Origin of the sequence: Saccharothrix variisporea, assembly GCF_003634995.1 — a bacterium.
In the GTDB taxonomy this organism is placed as follows: domain Bacteria; phylum Actinomycetota; class Actinomycetes; order Mycobacteriales; family Pseudonocardiaceae; genus Actinosynnema; species Actinosynnema variisporeum.
This window is the reverse complement of record NZ_RBXR01000001.1, coordinates 8,023,886-8,045,128: the sequence shown is the minus strand read 5'-3', so window position 1 is coordinate 8,045,128 and position 21,243 is coordinate 8,023,886. Positions and strand designations below refer to the sequence as shown.

Annotated in this window: 19 protein-coding genes and 1 tRNA gene; 11 read left to right on the top strand and 9 right to left on the bottom strand. The window is 71.8% G+C overall.

Translation table 11 applies throughout. From position 1 onward, the window contains the following. Window positions 1–167 precede the first annotated feature (167 nt). Window positions 168–1,076, top strand: a complete 909-nt coding sequence (locus DFJ66_RS36845; protein WP_121228403.1) for a helix-turn-helix domain-containing protein — start codon at window positions 168–170, stop codon at window positions 1,074–1,076. Between the two features lies 1 nt (window position 1,077). Here the strand turns inward: DFJ66_RS36845 and DFJ66_RS36840 are convergent, their stop codons facing one another. The 3 genes from DFJ66_RS36840 to DFJ66_RS36830 form a co-directional block, all read right to left on the bottom strand. Continuing rightward, on the bottom strand, window positions 1,078–1,722 hold the full coding sequence (locus DFJ66_RS36840) for a TIGR03943 family putative permease subunit (protein WP_121228401.1): 645 nt from the start codon (window positions 1,720–1,722) through the stop codon (window positions 1,078–1,080). After that, on the bottom strand, window positions 1,719–2,687 hold the full coding sequence (locus DFJ66_RS36835; protein WP_121228398.1) for a permease: 969 nt from the start codon (window positions 2,685–2,687) through the stop codon (window positions 1,719–1,721). The genes DFJ66_RS36840 and DFJ66_RS36835 overlap by 4 nt, the downstream gene beginning before the upstream one ends. Before the next feature lie 63 nt (window positions 2,688–2,750). Then, window positions 2,751–4,253, bottom strand: a complete 1,503-nt coding sequence (locus DFJ66_RS36830) for a chitinase (RefSeq protein WP_121228396.1) — start codon at window positions 4,251–4,253, stop codon at window positions 2,751–2,753. Between the two features lie 141 nt (window positions 4,254–4,394). Between DFJ66_RS36830 and DFJ66_RS36825 the strand changes: the two genes are divergently transcribed. From DFJ66_RS36825 to DFJ66_RS36810, 4 genes are read left to right on the top strand one after another with little or no spacing between them, the layout of a single operon-like run. Then, the gene (locus DFJ66_RS36825) at window positions 4,395–6,857 is read left to right on the top strand and encodes an FtsX-like permease family protein (RefSeq protein ID WP_121228394.1); all 2,463 of its coding nucleotides are present in this window, start codon (window positions 4,395–4,397) and stop codon (window positions 6,855–6,857) included. Continuing rightward, window positions 6,850–7,515: an ABC transporter ATP-binding protein gene (locus tag DFJ66_RS36820; protein ID WP_170199885.1), complete on the top strand. Its 666-nt coding sequence runs from the start codon at window positions 6,850–6,852 to the stop codon at window positions 7,513–7,515. The genes DFJ66_RS36825 and DFJ66_RS36820 overlap by 8 nt, the downstream gene beginning before the upstream one ends. Beyond that, window positions 7,512–8,153, top strand: a complete 642-nt coding sequence (locus DFJ66_RS36815) for an ABC transporter ATP-binding protein (protein ID WP_121228392.1) — start codon at window positions 7,512–7,514, stop codon at window positions 8,151–8,153. Before DFJ66_RS36820 ends, DFJ66_RS36815 begins: the two co-directional genes overlap by 4 nt. A gap of 43 nt (window positions 8,154–8,196) precedes the next feature. After that, the gene (locus DFJ66_RS36810) at window positions 8,197–9,237 is read left to right on the top strand and encodes a GDSL-type esterase/lipase family protein (RefSeq protein WP_121228390.1); all 1,041 of its coding nucleotides are present in this window, start codon (window positions 8,197–8,199) and stop codon (window positions 9,235–9,237) included. 31 nt (window positions 9,238–9,268) lie between these two features. Here DFJ66_RS36810 and DFJ66_RS36805 read toward each other — a convergent pair whose 3' ends face one another. Then, complete coding sequence (locus DFJ66_RS36805; protein ID WP_121228388.1) at window positions 9,269–9,829, bottom strand: histone deacetylase; 561 nt, start codon at window positions 9,827–9,829, stop codon at window positions 9,269–9,271. Window positions 9,830–9,844: 15 nt separating this feature from the next. Here DFJ66_RS36805 and DFJ66_RS36800 point away from each other — a divergent pair, with 15 nt between their 5' ends. Then, complete coding sequence (locus DFJ66_RS36800; protein ID WP_121228385.1) at window positions 9,845–12,997, top strand: NACHT domain-containing protein; 3,153 nt, start codon at window positions 9,845–9,847, stop codon at window positions 12,995–12,997. On the opposite strand, the gene DFJ66_RS36795 is transcribed toward DFJ66_RS36800, so the two are convergent. From DFJ66_RS36795 to DFJ66_RS36780, 4 genes are read right to left on the bottom strand one after another with little or no spacing between them, the layout of a single operon-like run. After that, window positions 12,951–13,508: a GNAT family N-acetyltransferase gene (locus tag DFJ66_RS36795; protein WP_121228383.1), complete on the bottom strand. Its 558-nt coding sequence runs from the start codon at window positions 13,506–13,508 to the stop codon at window positions 12,951–12,953. The two genes, DFJ66_RS36800 and DFJ66_RS36795, sit on opposite strands and share 47 nt — an antisense overlap. 48 nt (window positions 13,509–13,556) lie before the next feature. Continuing rightward, the gene (locus DFJ66_RS36790; protein WP_121228381.1) at window positions 13,557–14,909 is read right to left on the bottom strand and encodes a dihydrolipoamide acetyltransferase family protein; all 1,353 of its coding nucleotides are present in this window, start codon (window positions 14,907–14,909) and stop codon (window positions 13,557–13,559) included. Then, window positions 14,902–15,924 (bottom strand): alpha-ketoacid dehydrogenase subunit beta, encoded by a 1,023-nt coding sequence (locus DFJ66_RS36785; RefSeq protein WP_121228379.1) that lies wholly within the window; start codon window positions 15,922–15,924, stop codon window positions 14,902–14,904. The genes DFJ66_RS36790 and DFJ66_RS36785 overlap by 8 nt, the downstream gene beginning before the upstream one ends. After that, window positions 15,921–16,982 (bottom strand): thiamine pyrophosphate-dependent dehydrogenase E1 component subunit alpha, encoded by a 1,062-nt coding sequence (locus tag DFJ66_RS36780; protein WP_121228377.1) that lies wholly within the window; start codon window positions 16,980–16,982, stop codon window positions 15,921–15,923. The genes DFJ66_RS36785 and DFJ66_RS36780 overlap by 4 nt, the downstream gene beginning before the upstream one ends. A 119-nt stretch (window positions 16,983–17,101) precedes the next feature. Between DFJ66_RS36780 and DFJ66_RS36775 the strand changes: the two genes are divergently transcribed. After that, complete coding sequence (locus DFJ66_RS36775; protein ID WP_121228375.1) at window positions 17,102–17,578, top strand: Lrp/AsnC family transcriptional regulator; 477 nt, start codon at window positions 17,102–17,104, stop codon at window positions 17,576–17,578. On the opposite strand, the gene DFJ66_RS36770 is transcribed toward DFJ66_RS36775, so the two are convergent. Beyond that, entirely contained in the window at window positions 17,575–18,093 is a 519-nt protein-coding gene (locus DFJ66_RS36770) for a hypothetical protein (protein ID WP_147459453.1), read from the bottom strand. The genes DFJ66_RS36775 and DFJ66_RS36770 overlap by 4 nt on opposite strands. A gap of 95 nt (window positions 18,094–18,188) precedes the next feature. Here DFJ66_RS36770 and DFJ66_RS36765 point away from each other — a divergent pair, with 95 nt between their 5' ends. From DFJ66_RS36765 to DFJ66_RS43155, 4 genes are all read left to right on the top strand, one after another. Next, the gene (locus tag DFJ66_RS36765; protein ID WP_121228371.1) at window positions 18,189–18,869 is read left to right on the top strand and encodes a response regulator transcription factor; all 681 of its coding nucleotides are present in this window, start codon (window positions 18,189–18,191) and stop codon (window positions 18,867–18,869) included. A gap of 1 nt (window position 18,870) precedes the next feature. After that, on the top strand, window positions 18,871–20,154 hold the full coding sequence (locus tag DFJ66_RS36760) for a sensor histidine kinase (protein WP_121228368.1): 1,284 nt from the start codon (window positions 18,871–18,873) through the stop codon (window positions 20,152–20,154). A gap of 242 nt (window positions 20,155–20,396) precedes the next feature. Next, window positions 20,397–21,077 (top strand): CAP domain-containing protein, encoded by a 681-nt coding sequence (locus tag DFJ66_RS36755; protein ID WP_246030060.1) that lies wholly within the window; start codon window positions 20,397–20,399, stop codon window positions 21,075–21,077. 56 nt (window positions 21,078–21,133) lie between these two features. After that, a tRNA-Ser gene (locus DFJ66_RS43155) sits at window positions 21,134–21,200 on the top strand. Window positions 21,201–21,243: the final 43 nt, after the last annotated feature.

The following is a 21,243-nucleotide window of genomic DNA, read 5'->3' as shown; positions in this document are numbered from 1 at the left end:
TACCGGAAACCCCACCCGGTGACCGTGGATGCTAAATCGACTCAGACCGGAGCAGGCGAATGTTCAGAACCGTTCTGGAAATTCCGCGCGAACGGGCCGGCGGGGTAGGCTGCCCGGCGGCAGCAATTCCCTGGACGCACCCTGCGGCGTTGACGGATGGAGCCGGTATGACGACGACGGTGCCCGCGGATTTCAGTGCCGCGCTGCGAGCCGCGATCCAGCGCAGCGGGCTGAGCCTCAACCAGATCAGCCGGCGGCTGCGGGAAGCGGACACACCGGTCAGCATCAGCGCGTTGAGCTACTGGCAGAACGGCGAGAACCGGCCGGAACGGGCGAGTTCGCTGGCGGCGGTGACGGCGCTGGAGGAGATCCTGGGCCAGCCGCCGCGCACGCTGACCGCGCTGCTGGGTCCGCGTCGCCCGCGCGGCCGGTGGACCAACCGGGGCGGCCCGGTCGTCACCTACGACCAGGTGTGGCACCGGCCCGAGTCGGTGGCGCGCGCGCTGGCGAAGGTGGACGCGACCCCGGACGACCTCAAGTCGCCGCACCGGCTCTCGCAGTACGTCTCCTACCGGGTGGACGGTCGCGGGCACGAGGACACCATGCTGGTGCGCCGGCTCATCCGGGCCGACTGCGACGACACCACCCGGTTCGTGTTCGTCACCCGCTGCTCGTCGCTGACCCACCCGCCCGCGATCATCCACACCGAGGGCTGCCGGCCGTCCCGGTTCCGCGCGGACGTGCCGTCCTCGACGTGCGTGTTCGAGTTCCTGCTGGACCGGCCGCTGTCGGCGGGCGAGCTGGCGTTCGTGGAGTTCGGGGTGCGCTTCCCGCCGGGCCAGACCGACCAGCACGCGCAGATCGCGATCTACCGGCCGGCGCGGGACCTGGTGCTGCAGATCGCGTTCGACCCCGACCACCTGCCCCGCACGTGCAACGGGTACTTCCAGCCGCGCAGCGGGCTGCCGCTGGAGAAGCGGGGCGAGGTGACCTTCAACCGGGCGGCGAGCACCTACCAGTTCATCACGCTGGACCCGGAGCCCGGCCAGTACGGCATCCAGTGGTGCTGGCGGTGACCTACTCGTACGGGCGCTGGGGTTCGGGGACGGTCTTGACCGATTCGACCTCCAGGAACGGGATCCGCTCTGCGTTCACACCGTCCACAACGGACCCTTCGCGGTAGGTGCCGACGACCTCGACCCACGTGTCGGGTGCCGGCGCGGGCCCGTCGAGCACGACCTTGACCGGTCGGCCGTCGGCGGCGCAGCACGTGAGGATCATGCGCACCAGCAGGTTCTCGCCGTTCGGTCCGCGTGCGGTGAAGCCGGTGAGCACGACCTTGCGGCCCCGCAAGGAACGTCCTTCGTCGAACACCGCACGGGAGGCGTAGTCGAGGACGGTGACCTTGACCGGGTCGCCGTCCGGCAGCGGTGGGTACTCGTCGGAGCGCACCAGCGCGGTCCCGGAGTTGCCCGCCGCGTAACTGCCCAACGGCTGGGGCGCCACCACCAGCAGCGCGAGCACCGGCAGGGTGAGCAGCCAGGCGACCTTGGGCTGGCGGTGCCGGTTGGTGAGCGCCAGGACCAGCAACAGCACGCCGGACAGAGCCAGGAACGGCCACAGGCCGGCCTTGACGTACCGCAGGTACTGCCCGGTCACGCACACCTTGACCACCGCCGCGCCCAGCAGCAGCAACACCGCGCTGGAAGCCGTCCGGTTCACCAGAACACCGCCCCCACCGCGGTCGCACTCGCGACCGCGACCACCAAGGTGGCCGGCGCGAACCGCACCGCGAACCGCCGTCCGAACGTGCCGACCTGCATCGCGAACAGCTTGAGGTCCACCATCGGCCCGACGACCAGGAACGCCAGCCGGGCCGTGGTGGAGAACTGGGTCAGGGAGGCGGCGACGAACGCGTCCGCCTCCGAGCAGATCGACAGCAGCACGGCCAGGAACGCCAACGCGACCACGCTCAGCGCGGGGTGGTCGGCGAGCGCCTGCAACCACCGGCCGGGCACCAGGACGTTGATCGTCGCCGCCGCCATCCCGCCGACGACGAGGAACCCGCCCGCGTGCACCAGGTCGTGCCCGGCGGCGCCGAAGAACGCCCGCCACTTCGTGTCGCCGTGGACGTGCTCGGGCAGCTTGATCCAGTCGGTGCGGCCGAGCCGCAGCCACAGCCACCCCATCACGACCGAGGCGAGCAGGCTCGCGATCGCCCTGGCCGCCACCATCCCGGGGTCGCCCGGGAAGGCGATGGCGGTGGCGGCCAGGACGACCGGGTTGACGGCCGGCGCGGCGAGCAGGAACGCCAGCGCCGCAGCAGGCGTGATCCCCTTGCGCAGCAACGCGCCGGCCACCGGCACCGAGCCGCACTCGCAGCCCGGGAGCACGACCCCGGTGGCCGCGGCGACGGGTACCGCGAGCACCGGTCGCCGTGGCAACGCTTTCGCGAAGAACTCCTTCGGCACGAACACCGCGATCGCCGCCGACAACGCCACCCCGAACGCGAGGAACGGCGTGGCCTGCAAGACGATCGACACGAACACCGTGGTCCACGTCTGCACCACCGGTGCCTGGAGGACACCCTCCAGCGGCACCCTCAAGAGCACGACGAGGACCAGGAGGCCCGCCAGCACTTCAACCGAACCGAGCCGTTTCGCGCGGACTGCCGGTGCGGTCGCCATGCGCCGACAGTAGGCCCGTCCTCGGCCCGCTCGTAATGCTCTGATCTGGAGAAACTCTGGACGCTACCTGGGCAGGTACGCCCGGTGGGCCTTGGAGAACTCGAAGTTGTTGTAGCGGTCCCAGTTCACCGACCACGTCATCAGCCCGCGCAGGCCCGGGTAGGTCGTCTTCGGCTTGTACGTTCCGCAGTTGCTGCCCTTCATCAGGCAGTCCAACGCCTTCTGCGTCTCGGCCACGGACGTGAACCCGTTGCCCGCGTTGACGCTGGCCGGCAGCCCGATGGCGACCTGTTCCGGTCGCAGCCCGGGGAAGAACTTCGTCGCGTCCCCGCGCACCGGGAAGCCGGCCAGCACCATGTCCGCCATCGACACGTGGAAGTCGGCGCCGCCCATGAAGTGGTACTGGTTGTCCAGGCCCATGATCGGGCCGGAGTTGTAGTGCTGGACGTGCAGCAGCGTCAGGTCGTCGCGCATGGCGTGGATGACCGGCAGGTACGCACCCGCCCGCGGGTCGGCGCCGCTGCCGCCGCCGTAGTGCTGGTAGCCGACCTGGACGAAGAACGTCTCCGGGGCCATCGTCAGGACGAACTTGGCCCCGTAGCGCGCCTTCAGCGTCTTCAACGCGGAGATGAGGTTGACGATCACCGGGGTGGTGGGGTTGCGGAAGTCGGTGTCGCCGGAGTTCAGCGACAGGGAGTGGCCCTCGAAGTCGACGTCCAGGCCGTCCAGCCCGTACTTGTCGATGATCGCGCTCGCGCTGCGGACGAACGCGTCCCGGGCGGCCGTGGTGGTCAGCTGGACCTGGCCGTTCGCGCCGCCGACGGAGATCAGCACCTTGCGGCCCTGGGCCTGCTTCTCGCGGATGGCCGCGATGAACTCGGCCTCCGGCTCGACGTTCGGGCACTCGGCCACCGGGCACTGCTGGAACCGCAGCTCGCCGGAGGTCGCGGAGGTGGGTTCGGCGAAGGACAGGTTGATGACGTCCCAGTCCGGGGAGACGTCCTTCATCCGGATGTAGCCGGAGCCGTTGGCGAAGCTGGCGTGCAGGTAGCCGACCAGGACGCGGCGGGGCAGGCCGGTCTGCGGCGGAGTGGTGGTGGTCGTCGTCGTTGTGGTGGTGGTGGTCGTTGTGGAGTTGTCGGTGGTGGTGGTCGTGGTCGTGGTGGGCGAGCCGGCGCAGGAAGCGCCGTTGATCTTGCAGTTGGTCGGGGCCGCGGTGCCGGAGGCGTTGAAGCCGAAGGTCACGGTGGCGCCGGGGGCCACGGTGCCGTTGTACTCGCGGTTGGTGAAGGTGTAGTGGCCGGAGGCGTTGGTCTGCAGGGCGTCCCAGTACGCGCCGACCGTCGTGCCCGCCGGCAGGTCGAACTCGACCTTCCAGCTCGAGATGGCGGTGCTGGTCTCGTTCTTGACGGAGAACTGGCCGGTGTAGCCGGTCTCCCACGCCGAGGTCTTGGCGAAGGTGGCGGTGACGGACGCGGCGTAGGCCGGGGCGAAGCTCACCACGACCGCGCCGAGCACCAGGGCGCACACCGCCGCCACCCTGGCGAACAGGATTCTGCGGGACATCGTCGGTTCCTCCTCGGTGGCGGCCTGAGGTGGTGAAAATTGGACTAGACCACGCGGTGACTGTCAACACCCGGCCGACCACGGTCCGCGACCGCGCGGAAATCGGCACGCCCGAGGCGTTCGGCAAGCTACTTTCACCACGTGCAGCCACCGTGGAGAGCCGCCCCGCGCGCCGCGCTGTCGAGCCCGCTGACCCTGCTGGTCAGCGTGATCACCGCGCTGCTGATCGGCTTCGTCGTGACCGCCGCCGTCCTGCACTACTCCGCTTCGGGCAGCGCCGCGCTGGCCTACCACTACCAGCGGGACCGGCTGTGCACGGAATCCCTGCACCCGTCGCTGGAGTTCACCGTGGCGGCCCAGCACGTCACACCGGCGCTGGACGGCGTGCGGGCCACCGCCGGGAACCGCCCGGTGCTGCCCACGACCTACACCCGCGAGGCCGTCACGGACTTCGGCGGCAGACCGACGTTCGCCAAGTTCGGCTACCGACCGGGCGCGACGGACCACCTCAAGGTCCTCGAAGGCGGCTCCAAGGACGGCCTGTGGGTGCCGCAGAGCATCGCCCGCACCACGGACCTCCAACTGGGCAAGCGCGGCATGGGCGGCGCGTTGCCGCCGGTCACCGCCATCTACGCCGACCTGCACGACCGGCTGGAGCCCTACTGGTGCTCCGAGCGGACCTCGATCATCCCCAACGTCCTCAGCCGCAACGACCAGTTGACCGCCGTGGTGTGGATGCCCAGCGCGGAGTCGTTCGCGGCGCTGCCGCCGGCGCTGACCAAGGAGGGCGTCAACGTCACCGTCCGCTTCCCGTCCGAGGTGCCGCGCACGGTCGACGACGCCGAGCGGCTGGTGGCGGCCGGCACCGCGTTGCTCAGCCCCTACGACGGTGACGGCGTGCGGATCGTGTCGCCGCTGGTCCTGCCGGTCGAGAACGCCCGGGAGACCGCCCGCAACGTCCGCGCGGCGATCCTGCCGCTGACGCTGATCAGCCTGCTCATCGGCCTGGCGGGCGTGGCGACGGTGACCGCGCAGTGGTCCCAGCGCCGGCACGCCGAGCTGCGGCTGCTGTGGGTGCGCGGGTCGGGTCCGGCGGCGCTGGGCGGGCGCGCGGTGCTCGAGCTCGGGCTGCCGCTGGTCGTCGGCGGCGCGCTGGGGCTGGGCGTGGGGTGGCTGTTGCTGCCGGTCTACGCGCCCTCGACCGCGCTGCCCGCCGGGACGCTGCCCCGGGCCGTGCTCGCCGTGGTCGCGGTGGTGCTGTCGAGCCTGGCGGTGACGTGGGCGGCGGCGGCGTTCCGGGCGCACCGGTCGTTCCAGGCGGCGACGTCGGGCACGCGGCTGCGGCGGGTGCTGACCGCGCTGCCGTGGGAGCTGGCGACCGGTGCGCTGGCGGTGTGGGCGTGGCAGCGGGTCCAGGACAGCGGCCTGGCCACCCCGCTCAAGATCGGCGGGCTGCCCCGCATCGACGCGGCGGCGCTGGCGTTCCCGCTGCTGGTCGTGCTGACCACGGCGCTGCTCGCGGCCCGGCTGGCGCGGTGGGCGCTGCGGGCGTCGCACCGGGCGTCGCTGTGGTCGAAACCGGCCGCACAGCTGGCGATCCGCCGCCTGGCCGCCGCCGCGGGACCGGTCACCGGGGTGCTGCTGGTGGGTGTGCTGGCCATCGGCACGATCGCGGTCGGCACGAGCATCGCCGGGTCGCAGAAGACCGCACTGGACGTGAAGTCCGGGATGTTCGCCGGGGCGGAGAGCTACGCCCAGGTGTCGCCGGACGTCGTGCTGCCCGAGGCGCTCAAGGGCAACTCCACCATCGTGGGCGAGAGCAAGGTCAACGACCGGATCGCGCTGGTGGTCGACCCGGAGACGTTCGCGCGCGGCGCGTTCCCGCACGAGCTGGACCCGGCGCTGCTGACCCAGCCGCTGCGCGTGGGCGACGCGCCCCGCCGGGAGATCACGCTGCCCGGTCTTCCGCCGCTGAACCCGACCGCGCACGTGCCGTCGTTCCCCAAGGTGGGCACGTCGGGCTGGGTGGTGCCGCGGTCGCAGGTGGAGGACCTCGACAACGTCCCCTCCTGGTACGTGTGGTCGTCGCTGCCGCTGGACGACCTGACGGCGGCGTTGGCGGACAACGGGATCGCCTACCGCAACGCCAACGAGCGGGCGAAGGTGGTCTCGGGGCTGCCGTTCCTGACCATCCAGTGGACGTTCGGGTTCGTCACGGCCATCGGCGCGGTACTGGCGGTCGTGGCGGCGATCGCGCTGCTGCTGGCGATCGAGGTGCGGCGGCGGCACAACGCCGTGTCCGGGGCGTTCAGCACGCGGATGGGGCTGCGGCCCTCGGCGCTGCTGGGCAGCCACCTGCTGGAACTGGGCGCGCTGGCCCTCGTCGCGGTCGCCGTCGGGTTGACCGCGAGCGCGGTGAGCAGCGGGTTCGCCGTGCCCAAGCTGGACCCGGCGCCGCGCATGACGCCCGCGCCGGAGGTGCCGGACGTGGGGCCGCTGCTGGTGTCCACGGTCGCCGGGAGCGCGGTGGTGGTGCTGGTGGCGGCGTGGATCGCGGTGCGCGCGGTCCGGTCGGCGAGGATCGGGGAGCTGATTCGTGGCTGAGGCGGTGTTGCGGCTGCGCGAGGTGGGCGTGACGTACCGGACGCCCGCCGGGTCGGTGACGGCGGTGTCGGACGTGTCGCTGGACGTGCCGGCGGGCGGGATCACCGTGCTGGCCGGTCCGTCCGGGTCGGGCAAGTCCACCCTGCTGCGGGTGCTCAGCCTGGTCGAACGGCCGACGCTGGGCGCGGTCGAGCTGCGCGGGCGGGGCACCACCCGGTTGTCCTCGCGGGCGCGGCGGGCGTTGCGGCGCACCGAGATCGCGCTGGTGTTCCAGAACCCCGGCGACAACCTGATCGGGCACCTGGACGTCGGCGACAACCTGCGGGCCGCCGCGGCCGCCGCCGGGCGTTCTTGCTCGGTGGACGAGTTGCTGGACCAGTTCGGGTTGCCGGGCACGGCCCGGTGGAAGGTCGCGGCCCTGTCGGGCGGTCAGCAGCAGCGGCTGGCGTTCGCGTGTGCGCTGGCGCGCGGCGCTTCGGTGGTGCTGGCCGACGAGCCGACGTCCCAGCTCGACACGGGGTCGGCGGACCTGGTCCTGGACACCCTGCGGGACTTGGCCGCGCGCGGTGTGCCGGTGGTGGTGGCCTCCCACGACCCGCGGCTGATCGCGTTGGCGGACACCCGGTACGACCTGCGGAACGGAGCGTTGGCGGCATGACGGCGTTGCGCGCGGTGGGAGTCCAGCGGTCGTTCTCGCACGCCGGTGGGCCGGTGCACGTGCTGCGCGGTGTGGACCTGGAGGTGGCGGCCGGCGAGCTGGTGACGCTGTCCGGGCCGTCCGGGTCGGGCAAGAGCGCGCTGCTGACCGTGCTGGCCGGGTTCGACCAGCCCGACGAGGGCACGGTGGAGCTGTGCGGCGAGGTGCTGACCGGGCCGCCGACGTGGGCGGTGTGCGCGTTGCTGCCGCAGGCGCTGGGGTTGGCCGGTGAGCTGACGCTGGCCGAGAACGTGGCGCTGCCCGTGCGGCTGGGGTCGGGTGGTGACGTCTCGCGGGTGGCGGAGCTGCTGGAGGAGCTCGGCATCGGCGAGCTGGGCGACCGCTACCCCGGCGAGGTGTCGTTCGGGCAGCAGCAGCGGGCGGCACTGGCCCGAGCCGTGATCGCCGGCCCGAGGGTCCTGCTGGCCGACGAGCCCACCGCTCACCTGGACGACGTGAGCGCACCGGTGGCTGTCCGGGTGCTGCGCCGGGCGGCCGACGCCGGGACGGCCGTGCTCATCGCCACCCACCACGACGAGGTGCACCGCGCGGCCGACCGGACGGTGGTCCTCGCCGGCGGCCGGGTGTCCCCGAACTAGGACACTCCTCGCGGGCGGGCGGATGTCCGTAGGATGGGGCGCGATGGTCCGCCGACTCGCCGCTCTGCTCCTGGTGCTGCCGCTGGTGGCCCTGCTCGTGCTGGTCGCCGACAGCCCGCTGCCGCCGTGGGTCGGTCCCGGCCGCGACGCGCCGACCGCCGCCGTGGCGCTGGGCGACAGCACGATGTCCGGCGAGGGCGCGGGCACCTACGAACCCGGCACCGACGGCGAGGGCGGCAACTGGTGCCACCGCTCGTTGAAGGCGTCCATCCACCGGGTGAAGCTGCCCGTGGACAAGGTGTTCAACCTGGCGTGCTCGGGCGCGAACGCCGAACAGGTGGGGCTGACCGACCAGATCCGCAACACCGAGGGGTCGCAGGCCCGCCAGTTGGAGCGCATCGCCCGCGAGTACCGGGTGACCACGGTGGTGGTGGCGGTCGGGGCGAACGACGACCCGCGCTTCTCGGATGTCTTGAACACCTGCCTCCAGGCGTGGTTCCAGCGGCGCACGGACTGCTCGACCGCGCTGACCGAGGACTGGCGGGGACGCGTGGAGCGGATGGTGCCCAAGGTCGAGCGGGCGCTGGGCGACATCCGGCGGGTGCTGCGCGACTCCGGCTACACGCCCCGCTCCTACACGCTGGTCCTCCAGTCCTACGCGGCCCCGGTGACCCCCGACCTCCCCTTCGACCTGCAGAACCTCGCCGGCTGTCCACTCCGGACCGGCGACCTGCGCTGGGTGCGCGACACGGCGGTGGGTGAGCTGTCCTCGGCGTTGCGGCGGGCGGCGTCGGCGTCGGGCGCGCGGTTCCTGGACCTGTCGAAGGCCGGCCTGAAGCACGAAGCCTGCGCGGGCGGGAAGAACCCCGACACCGAGTGGTTCACCCGCTTGACGGTCGACTTCGAGGGCCTGCGCGACGAAGCCCGGGTCCGGCACGCGTTCCAGGAGTCCTTCCACCCCAACGCCCGCGGGCACGACCAGTTCGCCCGCTGCCTGACCGAGTTCCTGAGCACGCCGGCCCGGTCGGCGTCCTGCGTGTCCGACCAGGAGGGCAACCTCTCCCCCATGCCGGACCGTGACTAGCCCTCACGGTGGTTAGAGCTTCTAACTCCCGTTAGAGGTTCTCAATGTCCTCGGGTGTCCAGAAGGTCGTGCAGGCGGCGAGGTAGGCGGCGATCCGGTCGACGGTCCAGCCGTGGGCGGCACGCAGGCCTTCCTTGAGCATGGTGAGGTACGCGGCGGAGGGCGCGGTGTGCTCGACGTCCTCCGCGCGCCACGGTGCGGTGAAGGTGAGGGCGGGGTGGCCGTCGTGGTCGCCCAGGTGGAGCAGGGTTTCGTAGCGGCCGGGACCGAGGGCGTGGCGTCCGGTGTCCAGCGCGGGGCGCAGGTCGAGGTCCTCGCCGGGGGCGCGGTACATCTCCTGCGCGACGACGTCCCCGAACTGGCGCTCGGTGATCAGGTACGCGCGGGCGGCGGTGGTGCGCGGCAGGTGCGGGTCGTAGAACGCCCGGCCGCCGCCCCAGATCGGCGATTCCGTCGCGAGGTACACGCCGCCGGGAATCGTCAGCGGACGGGTGGCCGCGGGCGGCGTGGGGTCGCGGCACAGGTCGAGGTAGCGGACGAACCGGTCCAGGTGCATGTTCGAGCCGTAGCTGACGTACCAGACCCGGGTCATGGGAGGATCTTGGCCGTGGCGCGGAAGCTGAGCTACTCGGACGCGGTGAAGTTGCTGGGCGCCAAGGAGCACAAGCTGGTCGCGGCGCTGGACCGGATCGTGGGCGGCGCGCTGCTCGGCGGGGTGGCGCTGGGGGTGAGCGAGCTCCTGGGGTGGTTCGACGCCAAGGTCGACTTCATCCGGTTGAGCCACGAGTTGTTGATCAAGGCGGCGGAGAAGCGCAGTGGTTTGAGTCGGTATTCGCGCACCGAACGCCTGCACGCGGCACACGCGGTCATGGTCGTTGTGGCTTTCTTCGAAGCGGCCGAGGACATCCCGTTCAACCTGAAGGACCTCGACCTCACCCGAGCCGATCAGCTGGATCTGGTCGGTGTGCGCGGCTTGTTCGACAGGGACCTACCGTTGCCCACTGCGGACCAGTCGCTGGAGGCGGTGGTGCTCCACGACATGGGTCCCCGTTACCAGGTCGCTGCCAGTAACCTGCTGCACATGGTCTTCGCGAGCGCCGCGTGGGACCGGATGAACGAGACCGAGCGAGCCGGGCTCGAGCACGCGGTGCATTGGATCCCATTGACAGCGGTGGACAAGTACCGGGACATGCTGATTCGGTCGGCGGCCGACTACCCGGAGATCCGGTTCTGGTTCCAGGTGGAGGACGCCAAGGCCACGCGTGCTGCCTTGGAGCGCCTGGAAAGTGATCTTGCCGCCCTGCGGGTTGGGCGCGATCCTGATGCCAGGCGGGCCGACCTCGCGCGCAGGTACCGCGCTGTGTTGGACCGGCCGATCGTGGACGCGGACGACGCGCCGCCCGGGTTGAGCGTCCCCGCGATGCGCGAGGCCTACGTCGACCCCTGCTTCCAGGTCGCGATCGGCGCGCAGGTGGAGCCCTCGGTGGCGGCGTCGTGGGCGCCGGTGCCGGTTCGTGAGGATTTGTACCGGTTTCTGATCGGGCACCTCACCTCGCCCGTCGCCACGTCCGAGCCGCTGATCGTGCTGGGTGATCCGGGTGCGGGGAAGTCGATGCTCACCAAAGTCCTGGCGGCGCGGTTGCCGGCTAGTGACTTTCTCACCGTGCGGGTCGAGCTGCGCAGTGCGCCGGCCGAGGCGGACTTGGTGGAGCAGATCGAGCACGGGTTGCGGGCCGCCGTGCAGGAGAACTTGAGCTGGGCCGAACTGGGGCGAGCGGCCGGGGATGCGTTGCCGGTGGTGTTGTTGGACGGGCTGGACGAACTGTTGCAGGCCACCGGGGTCAGCCAGTCGCGTTACCTGCTCCGGGTCGCGCAGTTCCAACAGGACCGGGCGGATGCCGGATATCCGGTGGCAGTGGTCGTGACCAGTCGGATCAGTGTCATGGGCGGGATTGCGGTGCCGCACGAAGCGCCGGTAGTGCGGCTGCTGCCGTTCACCGACGAGCAGGTGACGCGGTGGCTGGAGGTGTGGAACCGGACCAACGTCGGGTACTTCGGGGCGCGCGGGCCGCTGGAGCCTGAAGTCGTGCTGCGGTACGTGGAACTGGCTGCTCAGCCACTGTTACTGCTCATGCTCGCGCTCTATGACGCGGTCGATGACGGGTTGCGGCAGGAGCGCAGCGCGCTGAGTGAAGCCGAGCTGTACGAGCGCATCCTGACCGGGTTCGCCCGGCGCGAGGTCGACAAGGCCGACGCGGACCGGTCCGAGGCCGATCGCGACGACGACGTGGAAGCCGAGCTGGAACGGTTGTCCGTGGTGGCGTTCGCGATGTTCAACCGCGGCACGCAATGGGTGTCCGAAGTGGACTTGAGCGCCGACTTGGCCGCGTTGCTCGACGTCGAACCCCCGGGGCGGGCGACGGGCGCGCGGACGCCGCTGAGTCCCGGTGAGGCGACCCTGGGGCGGTTCTTCTTCGTGCAGCGCGCGGAGGCGGTGCGGGACCAGAAGACCCTGCGCACGTACGAGTTCCTGCACGCGACCTTCGGGGAGTACCTGGTCGCGCGGTTCACCTGGCGGGTCTTGGGGGACGTACGGCGCGCCGAAGAAGCACGGCCGCGGCGGGCGGCGGCGGTGCCGGTGGACGACAGCGACCTGTACGCGTTGTTGTCGTTCACGCCGTTGACGTCCCGGGGGCCGGTGCTGGGCTTCCTGGCGGGCATGGCGGACGGGGACGAAGACCGGGAAGCGCTGTCCGGGGTGGTGCGGCGGCTGTTCGAGGACGCGTCCAGGCCGCACGTGCGGGCACGGGGTGACTACGCGCCGGTCGAGCGCACGGTGCCGGAGCGGGAAGCCGTGTACGGGCTGAACCTGGTTCTGCTGTACGGGATCGCGCGCGGGCCGTTCGACGTGCGGGAGCTGGGGGTGCGGGACTGGCCCCGGCTGACGGCGTTCTGGAAGTCGCAGCTGCCCGACGGCGAGTGGCGGACGTTGGTGGGGGCGGTTCCCGTGCGGTGGGTCGAGGGGCCGTCGGTGGAGCTGTTCCGGTGGTCGTTGCCGGCCGTCGACCCGGTGCCGGCGGTGGTCGCGGACCAGAGCGCGGCCTTGCGGGACGAGACGTGGGAGCTGCACTTCACGGCCGACCCGGTCGGCAACGCGTTCCGGTTCCCGGTGCAGCACCTGGCCGAAACGATGTCGGTGCACCGGCTGCGGGCGATCGTGGACCTGGCGCTGCCCAGCCCCACGGCGGCCGTGCGGGAGGTGCGGCACCTGCGGTGGGCCGCGGTCGAACCGCTGGTGGTGCGGCACCAGTTCCGCACGCCGCCGCCGTTGGGGCCGGAGACGTTGCGGGTGCTGGCGTCCGGGCCGATCGGGCTGGAGGCGGCGTTCTGGGCGCGGGTGTGCGAGGGCATCGGGCGCGGCGGGCCGGACCGGGAGCTGGTGGCGCTCGTGGCCGAGCACTGGGACTCGGCGGCCGTGGCGGACCTGGCGGCGGTGGCCGTGGTGGACGCGTGGCTGCGGCTGCACGAGAGCGGGTTCGAGTTCGCCCCGGAGTGGGGCGTGGCGCGGGTGCTCGGCGAGGTCGACGTGGAGACCGTCGCGGCGCTGCGGCCGGACCTCGGCAAGCGGATCGGGCACGCCATGCGGGAGCTGGGGCTGGACGCGGACGCGGTGTGGCCGCACGACCAGGTCAGGACCGCGGCGCACGACAGGGTCAGGAGCGCGCCGCCCGCCACTCGTCTTCCAGGATCGCGTAGATGAACTCCTCGCCCCACTCGCCCTTGAAGATCTCGTGGTGGCGGAAGTGGGCTTCGCGGCGCATGCCCAGGCGTTCCATGACGTGCCACGACTTGTCGTTGTGCGCGTCGCAGGAGGCGACGATGCGGTGCAGGCCCAGGTGGTCGAACCCGAGGTCGAGCATGGCCCTGGACGCCTCGGTGGCGAAGCCGCGGCCGTGGTGGTCGGGGTGGAAGATGTAGCCGATCTCGCCCTGGCGGTAGGCCTCGCTGAGGTACTTCAGGACCGCCTCGCCGATGACCCGACCCCCGTGCACGACCGCGAGGGACAGGTTGTCGCCCTCCTTCTCCGGCCAGGTGACCGACATCTTGAGCTTGAGGTTGTCGGTCGTCTCCTCGGGGGTGCGGGGGCCGCCGTAGAGGTAGCGCACGACTTCCGGCAGGGACTGGTAGGCGTGCAGGTCGGCGTGGTCGTCGGGGGTGAACGGGCGGAGCAGGAGGCGCTCGGTGCGGATCGGGTAGTCGGGCTTGCTCATGTCGATCAATCTATGGCGAACCCGGCCGCCGGCGCGGCCGGGTTTCGCTCACAGCTCACCCAGTGCGGTGATCGGGTTCTCGACGCAGTCCGCGACGAACCGCAGGAAGCCGCCCGCCGTGCCGCCGTCGCACACCCGGTGGTCGAAGGCGAGGGTCAACTGGGCGACCTTGCGGACCTGGAGCTGACCGTCCACGGCCCACGGTCGGTCGATGATGCGGCCGATGCCGAGGATCGCGGCTTCCGGGTGGTTGATGATGGCGGCCGAACCGTCCACGCCGAACACGCCGTAGTTGTTGACCGTGAAGGTGCCGCCGGTGAGGGCGGCCGGGGGGATGCGGCCTTCGCGGGCCTGGGTGGCGAGGTCGGTGATGGCGCGGGCCAGGGCGGTGGTGGTGAGGGTGTGGGCGTCCTTGACGACCGGGACGACCAGGCCGCGGTCGGTCTGGGCGGCGAACCCGAGGTGCACCTGGTCGAGGACGGCGATCTCGTCCTGGTCGACGCGGGAGTTGAGCTCGGGGAACTTGCGCAGGCCGAGGACGGTGAAGCGGGCCAGGAGGGCGAGGAGGGACACGTCGGGCAGCGCGGCGCGGGCGGCCAGGAGGCCGGTGGCGTCGACGTCCACCCAGACGGTGGCTTCGGGGATCTCGCGGCGGGAGGTGGCCAGTTTTTCCGCCACTGCGCCACGCAGGCCGCGCAACGGGATCCGCCGGGCGACCGTGGTGGTGCCGGGGGCCGCGGCGGTGCCTGCGGTCGTGGCGGCGGGCTGGGTCGGTGCGGAGGCGGTCTTGGCGGTGGCCAGTTCGCGTTCGACGTCGGCTCGGCGGATGACGCCGCCGGGGCCGGTGCCTCGGATCGCGGTGAGGGACAGGCCGTTCTCGCGCGCCAACTGCCGGACGATCGGCGAGATCACCGCCGGCGCCAGGCCGGCCTCCGGCCCTCGGTCGCCCAGGTCGGCCTCCGGCCCTCGATCACCCGGGCCGGGCTCCGGCCCCCGGTCAACCAGGCCGGCCTCCGGCCCCCGGTCACCATTGTCCCGCGGGGGTACGACAGTTTCGGGCGTGGGGCTCTGCGAGGAGATGGCGGCCCCGCGGCGGGTGCGGCGGGAGCGGCGGGTGGGTTCCGAGGTGCCGTAGCCGATGAGGACGTTGCCGCTGTACTCCGACGACACCTCGCCGACCGTGAGCAGGACCGCCCCGACCGCCAGCTTTTCGCCCTCCCGGCCGTGGCGGGCCGTGATCACACCCGCGTAGGGGCAGGGCACCTCCACCACGGCCTTCGCGGTCTCGACCTCGACGACCGGCTGGTCGATGGTGACCTGGTCGCCCACGTCCACCAGCCAGTTCACGATCTCGCCCTCGGTCAGGCCCTCACCGAGGTCGGGCAAGCGGAAGTCAGGCACCGCGCACCCCCACGACCTCGTCGTCCCACTGCAACCGGGCGATGGTGTCCAGGATCCGGTCCACGTTCGGCAGGTGGTGCTCCTCCAGCTTCGGCGGCGGGTACGGGATGTCCCAGCCCGTCACGCGCAGGACGGGCGCGTGCAGGTGGTGGAAGCAGCGCTCCGTCACGCGGGCCGCCACCTCCGCGCCGTAGCCGCCGAAGCCCGAGGCCTCGTGGACGACCACCGCGCGGCCGGTGCGGCGGACCGACGCGCACACGGTCTCGTCGTCGAAGGGTGCGAGCGAGCGCAGGTCCACGACCTCGACGTCCCAGCCCTCCTCCGTCGCCGCCTCGGCGGTCTCCAGAGCCGTGGCGACCATCGGGCCGTACGCGATCACCGTGACGTCGCGGCCGGGGCGGCGGATGACGGCGCGGTCCATCGGCGTCGACCCCTCGAACGTCACCTCGCCCTTGGACCAGTAGCGGCGCTTGGGTTCGAGGAAGATCACCGGGTCGGGTGAGGCGATGGCGTCGCGCAGCAGGCGGTAGGCGTCGTCGGGGGTGCCGGGGGTGACGACGGTCAGGCCCGGCGTGTGCGTGTAGTACGCCTCGGACGAGTCGCAGTGGTGCTCCACGCCGCCGATGCCGCCACCGTAGGGGACCCGGATGACGACGGGGAGGCCGATGCGGCCGCGGGTGCGGTTGCGGAGCTTGGCCAGGTGGCTGGTGATCTGCTCGAACGCCGGGTAGGCGAAGGCGTCGAACTGCATCTCCACGACCGGGCGCAGGCCGTTCATCGCCATGCCGATCGCGGTGCCGACGATGCCGGACTCGGCCAGCGGGGTGTCGAACACCCGGTGTGAACCGAAGCGGGCCTCCAGGCCGTCGGTCACGCGGAACACACCGCCCAGCGCGCCGACGTCCTCGCCGAACACCAGCACGGTCGGGTCCTCGGCCAGGGCGTCGGCCATCGCGCGGTTGAGCGCGGCGGCCATGGACAGGGAAGTCGACTGGGACGTCGACTGGGCGGTCATGCCAGTTCCTCCGCCAGCAGCGCGGCCTGCTCGCGCAGGTGTCGGGTCGGGGTCGCGTAGACGTGCTCGAACAACGACATCGGGTCGTGCTCGTGGTCGGTGTTGAGGGCGGCGCGGACGCCGGCGGCGAACTCCTCCGCCTCGGCGGCCACGGCGGCGCGGCGCTCGGGCGTGAGCAGGCCGCGCGCGGTCAGGTAGGCCTCGATGCGGTCCACGGGGTCGCGGTCCAGCCACGCGGCGACCTCGTCGGAGGTGCGGTAGCGGGTGGCGTCGTCGGCGTTGGTGTGGGCCTCGATGCGGTAGGTCAGGGCCTCGATCAGCGTCGGGCCGCCCGCCTCGACGGCTTCCTTCACCACGGCGTAGACGGCGGCGACGTCGTTGCCGTCGACCAGCACGGACGGCACGCCGTAGCCGATGCCCTTGTGCGCCAACGAAGGCGCGGCGTTCTGCTTGGACATGGGCACGCTGATCGCGTAACCGTTGTTCTGCACCAGGAACACCACAGGGGCCTTCCACACGCCGGCGAAGTTCAGCGCCTCGTGCGTGTCGCCCTCGCTGGTCGCGCCGTCGCCGACGAGCACGAGCGCGGCGGTGTCCTCGCCCTTGAGCCGGGCGGCGTGCGCGAAGCCGACCGCGTGCAGGGTGTTGGTGGCCAGCGGGGTGCACTGCGGGCCGACGCGGTGCACGTACGGGTCGTAGCCCAGGTGCCAGCCGCCCTGGAGCAGGGTGAGGGTCTCGGCGGAGTCCACTCCCCTGGTCACCAGCGCCACGCAGTCGCGGTAGGTGGGGAACAGCCAGTCCTGCTCGCGCAGCGCCAGCACGGCCCCGACCTCGCACGCCTCCTGCCCGCGCGACGACGGGTAGACCGCCAGCCGGCCCTGCTTGGTCAGCGCGGTGGCCTGGGTGTCGAAGCGGCGACCGACGACCATGCGCCGGTGCAGTTCGAGCAGGACGTCGTCGTCGGGCATCGCCAGCGGCGAGTCCTCGACCGGCGAGCCGTCCTTGCGCAGCAGCGACAGCGGTTCCGCTGTGGGCAGCAGTTCCCTTGTGGGGACCATGGGCTCCTCCGACCCTCATGTGACGAGTGGGGGCATGGTCCGCGTCACAGCGGCCAATGTTCCAGATTGCGGTGTGAATTCCGGACGAATGGCCGCGCAGAGGGGTTACAGTGCGCCACATGACGCCCAGCCCTGGACATTCGGCACCGCTCGACGCGACCGACCGCCGCATCGTGGAGGCCCTGCGCGCGGACGGCCGGCTGTCCATGCGGGCGTTGGCGGAGAAGCTGCACATCTCGCGGGCGAGCGCGTACTCACGGGTGGAACGGCTGCACCGGGACGGGGTGATCACCGGGTACACGGCGGTGGTGGACCCGGAGCGGTACGGGTTCGGGATCTCGGCGTACGTGTACCTGAAGATCAGCCAGCACTCGTGGAAGGCGGTGCGGCAGCGGGTGCTGGAGATCCCCGAGGTCTGGCACGGGGCACTGGTGTCCGGCGACTACGACCTGGTCCTGCTGGTCCGGGCCCCGGACGCGCACAGCCTGCGGGACCTGGTGCTCTCGCGGTTGCAGACGATGCCGGACGTGACCTCCAGCCACACCGTCCTCATCCTCGACGAACTGCCGACGGACGGCCACCAGCCCGAGCTCTAGCCGGACTCCACGATGCGCCACTGCGGGCCGTCGACCCAGGTCGCCTCGATGCGGGAGCGGTGGTCGGGGCCGACGAACTCCACCACGACCGCGTGGGCGGGCTGTTCGACGCTGGCCGCGAAGCCCTGGCGCGGCGTGGCGGAGATGGGTTCGATCTCGGTGGCCGAGAAGCGGATCGCCGCCACCCCGCCTTGCAGGCGGAAGCTGCGGAGGTAGACGGGTTCGCCGTTCTGTTGGCTCCACGTGCCGTTTTCCGGCGGCAGGGGTGGTGGGGTCGTCGTCGTGGTCGTCGTGGTGGTGGGGACGACGACGGTGGTGGTTGTCGTGGTGGTGGTCGGGGCGGTTGTGGTGGTGGTCGTGGGGACGGCGCTGGACTGTTGGGTGGGACCGGCGACGAGTCTCGGGCGTTCGGGGACGCCGGCGTCCAGGACGAAGCGGATGCCCAGCCACGACAGCACCACGGCGACGGCGGTGGACGCCGACCACGCTGCGAAGTACTGGAGACCCCTGGGCACGGAGGTCATCCTGCCGGCGATCGTCCCCTGTTCCGGCGTCAGCCCGAGCGGGCCGCCCGGCGACACCCGGGAACGGGGGCGTTACGGTGCGCGGCATGGTCTCGGTGCTGCTCGTCGAGGACGACCCGGTGGTGCGGTCGGCGGTGTCGCGCGCGTTGACCGGGCTCGGCCACGCGGTGCTGCCGGTGGGCACGGCGCTGGAGGCGTTGCGCGAGATCGCGGGTGGCCCGTTCGACCTGGTCGTGCTGGACCTGGGGTTGCCGGACATGGACGGCGCGGACGCGTTGCGGATGATGCGGGGCGTGTGCGACGTGCCGGTGATCGTGGCCACCGCCCGGGACGACGAGGCCGAGATCGTGCGGCTGCTCAACGCGGGCGCGGACGACTACCTGGTCAAGCCGTTCTCCAGCGAGCACCTCGCCGCGCGGCTGTCGGCGGTGCTGCGCCGGGCGCGCAAGGACGACAAGCCGGAACCGATCCGGATCGGGCAGCTGACCATCGACCTGGACCGCCGGGAGGCGCGGCTGGGCGCGCGCGAGCTGAACCTGACCCGCAAGGAGTTCGACCTGCTGGCCTACCTGGCGGCGCGCGAGGGCAAGGTGGTGCCGCGCGGGGAGCTGCTGGCCAACCTGTGGAACCTGCCCGGCCGGCACGACGACCAGACCCTGGACGTGCACCTGTCGTGGCTGCGCCGCAAGCTCGGGGAACGGGCCGCGCAGCCGCGCTACCTGCACACCGTGCGCGGGGTCGGGTTCAAGCTGACGGCGGCGGAGTGACGTGCGCAAGTCCCTCGCGCTGGTCTCGCTCGCGGTCACCTCGATGGTGGCGCTGGCGTTCCTGATCCCGCTGGCCCTGGTGGTGCGGCAGCTCGCCGAGGACCGGGCGGTGGCCGACGCCGAGCGGCAGGCGGGCGCGTTGACGCCGGTGCTGGTGATCACCGTGGACCCGGCGGCGGTGCAGCAGGCGCTGGCGTCGATCTCCGGGCGCGTGGCCGTGCACCTGCCGGACGGCCAGGTGGTGGGCGCGGTGAAGGCGACCGACGAGCAGTTGCGGGCGGCGCGGGAGAAGGGGTTGTCCTCCAGCGGGCCCGTGCCCGAGGGGTGGGTGCACCTCCAGCCGGTCGTGCTGGGCGAGGACCGGGTGGCGGTGGTGGAGGCGTTCGTGCCCTCCGCCGAGCTGTCCCGGGGTGTCACGTCGGCGTGGCTCGCGCTGTCCGGGGTGGCGGTGTCGCTGGTGCTGGCGTCGGTGCTGGTCGCGGACCGGTTGGGGGCGCGCGTGGTGCGGGCGTCGCGGGCCTTGGCCGAGGGGGCGCGGCGGATGGAGCAGGGCGACCTGACCGCGCGCGTGACGCCCACGGGTCCGCCGGAGCTGGTGGACGCGGGTGGTGCGTTCAACCGGATGGCCGACCGGATCGGGCAGCTCATGGCCAACGAGCGGGAGATCCTGGCCGACCTCTCGCACCGGCTGCGCACGCCGTTGACCGCGTTGCGGCTGGACTCCGAGACGCTGGGCACCGACCCCGGCGCGAACCGGGTGCGCCAGGCCGTGCACGCGCTGGAACGCGAGGTCAACGAGCTGATCCGGGCCGCGCGCAAGGAGTTGGACGACCCGGACGGCGGGCGGTGCGACGCGGCGCAGGTCGTGCACGACCGGCTGGTGTTCTGGTCGGCGCTGGCCGACGACCAGCAGCGGCTGTGGAACCTGCGCGGCACCGAGCGGCGCGCGTACGTGCCGCTGACCCGCAGCGACCTCGCCGCGGCGATGGACGTGGTGCTGGGCAACATCTTCCGGCACACGCCGGAGGGCACCGGGTTCGTGGTGGCGCTGTTCCACCGGCCCGAGCAGGTGGTCATCGTCATCGAGGACGCGGGGCCGGGGATCGAGGACCTGGAGACGGCGCTGCGCCGTGGAAGCAGCAGCGCCGGCTCCACCGGTCTCGGACTCGACATCGCCCGCCGCGCGGCCGAGTCCACCGGAGGCTCGCTGGTCGTGGACCGCGGGCCGCTCGGGGGCACCCGGGTCCAGTTGCGGCTGACCCGGCTGCCGGAGCACCAAAGCTAGCGCGCGCTTTCTTTGCGGCACCTGATGGCACCTTTAAATGTTCCTTAAATAATCGCGTGTTGACATTCCCGGAAATGACCGGCAAAGTCATTTCCGGAATCGAGGTCGACCGCAGCGCTCTCCCCCTTGCCCGGTTGCCCCATTCCGCGTCCGGTGCGGCGACCGCAGCGCCTACCCTGCACAAAGGCGCTCGGCGGTCGCCGCACCCGAAAAGCCGTCGAACGCAGATTGAGGTTTTCCGCGTGTTCCGCGTGTCCCGCACGAAGCGTGCACTGCCCGTCGTCGTCGCATTGGCCGGCTTGGCGCTGGCCGGGTGCGACGACCCTCAGGAAATCGGCCTGGTGACCGCCACAGCCACCACGACGGTCCGCACGACGTCCCAGACCGGCACCCCGGTCACGTCCCCGTCGCCGTCGACGTCGTCCTCCACCACCACGACGACCACCACCACCACTTCCGAAACCACCACCCCGCCCGCACCACCGACCACCTCCGCCGAACCCCCGGCGGAACCCGCGCCCGTCGCGCCCGCCAAGACCGAGGTGGAACTGGCCGAGGCGAAGGTGTTCAACCTGACCAACGCCGAACGCGCGGCCCACGGCTGCCCGGCCCTGGGCATCGACGAACGCCTCGACAAGTCCGCCCGCGGCCACAGCGAGGACATGGCGGCCCACAACTACTTCAGCCACATCTCCCAGGACGGCCGCACCTTCGCCGACCGCATCAAGGCCGCCGGCTACCCGTCCCCGGGCGCGGAGAACATCGCCGCCGGGCAGCGCACGCCGGAGGCCGTGGTGAAGGGGTGGATGGAATCGCCGGGCCACCGGGCGAACATCCTCAACTGCAAGCTGAAGACCCTGGGCGTCGGCATGGCCCGCGGCGGTTCGTACGGCATCTACTGGACCCAGAACTTCGGCTGGTAGCACCGAAAACCGGTTGATCCCCCCTCGGGCACCGGGCACGCTCGCGCAGCACTCCCGGTGCGTAGACGAGGGTTACTTCCACTGGTAATGGGCGTGTTGCGGGTTCGAGTCCCGTCGGCACTTCGGGTGTCGTAGCTCAACTGGCAGAGCAGCTGTCACCTTCGTC

Coding starts and splice junctions, on each gene's coding strand:
- DFJ66_RS36845 (WP_121228403.1), top strand. CDS start 168: ATGACGACGACGGTGCCCGCGGATTTCAGTGCCGCGCTGCGAGCCGCG.
- DFJ66_RS36835 (WP_121228398.1), bottom strand. CDS start 2,687: ATGGCGACCGCACCGGCAGTCCGCGCGAAACGGCTCGGTTCGGTTGAA.
- DFJ66_RS36830 (WP_121228396.1), bottom strand. CDS start 4,253: ATGTCCCGCAGAATCCTGTTCGCCAGGGTGGCGGCGGTGTGCGCCCTG.
- DFJ66_RS36815 (WP_121228392.1), top strand. CDS start 7,512: ATGACGGCGTTGCGCGCGGTGGGAGTCCAGCGGTCGTTCTCGCACGCC.
- DFJ66_RS36810 (WP_121228390.1), top strand. CDS start 8,197: ATGGTCCGCCGACTCGCCGCTCTGCTCCTGGTGCTGCCGCTGGTGGCC.
- DFJ66_RS36805 (WP_121228388.1), bottom strand. CDS start 9,829: ATGACCCGGGTCTGGTACGTCAGCTACGGCTCGAACATGCACCTGGAC.
- DFJ66_RS36795 (WP_121228383.1), bottom strand. CDS start 13,508: ATGAGCAAGCCCGACTACCCGATCCGCACCGAGCGCCTCCTGCTCCGC.
- DFJ66_RS36785 (WP_121228379.1), bottom strand. CDS start 15,924: ATGACCGCCCAGTCGACGTCCCAGTCGACTTCCCTGTCCATGGCCGCC.
- DFJ66_RS36780 (WP_121228377.1), bottom strand. CDS start 16,982: ATGGTCCCCACAAGGGAACTGCTGCCCACAGCGGAACCGCTGTCGCTG.
- DFJ66_RS36775 (WP_121228375.1), top strand. CDS start 17,102: ATGACGCCCAGCCCTGGACATTCGGCACCGCTCGACGCGACCGACCGC.
- DFJ66_RS36765 (WP_121228371.1), top strand. CDS start 18,189: ATGGTCTCGGTGCTGCTCGTCGAGGACGACCCGGTGGTGCGGTCGGCG.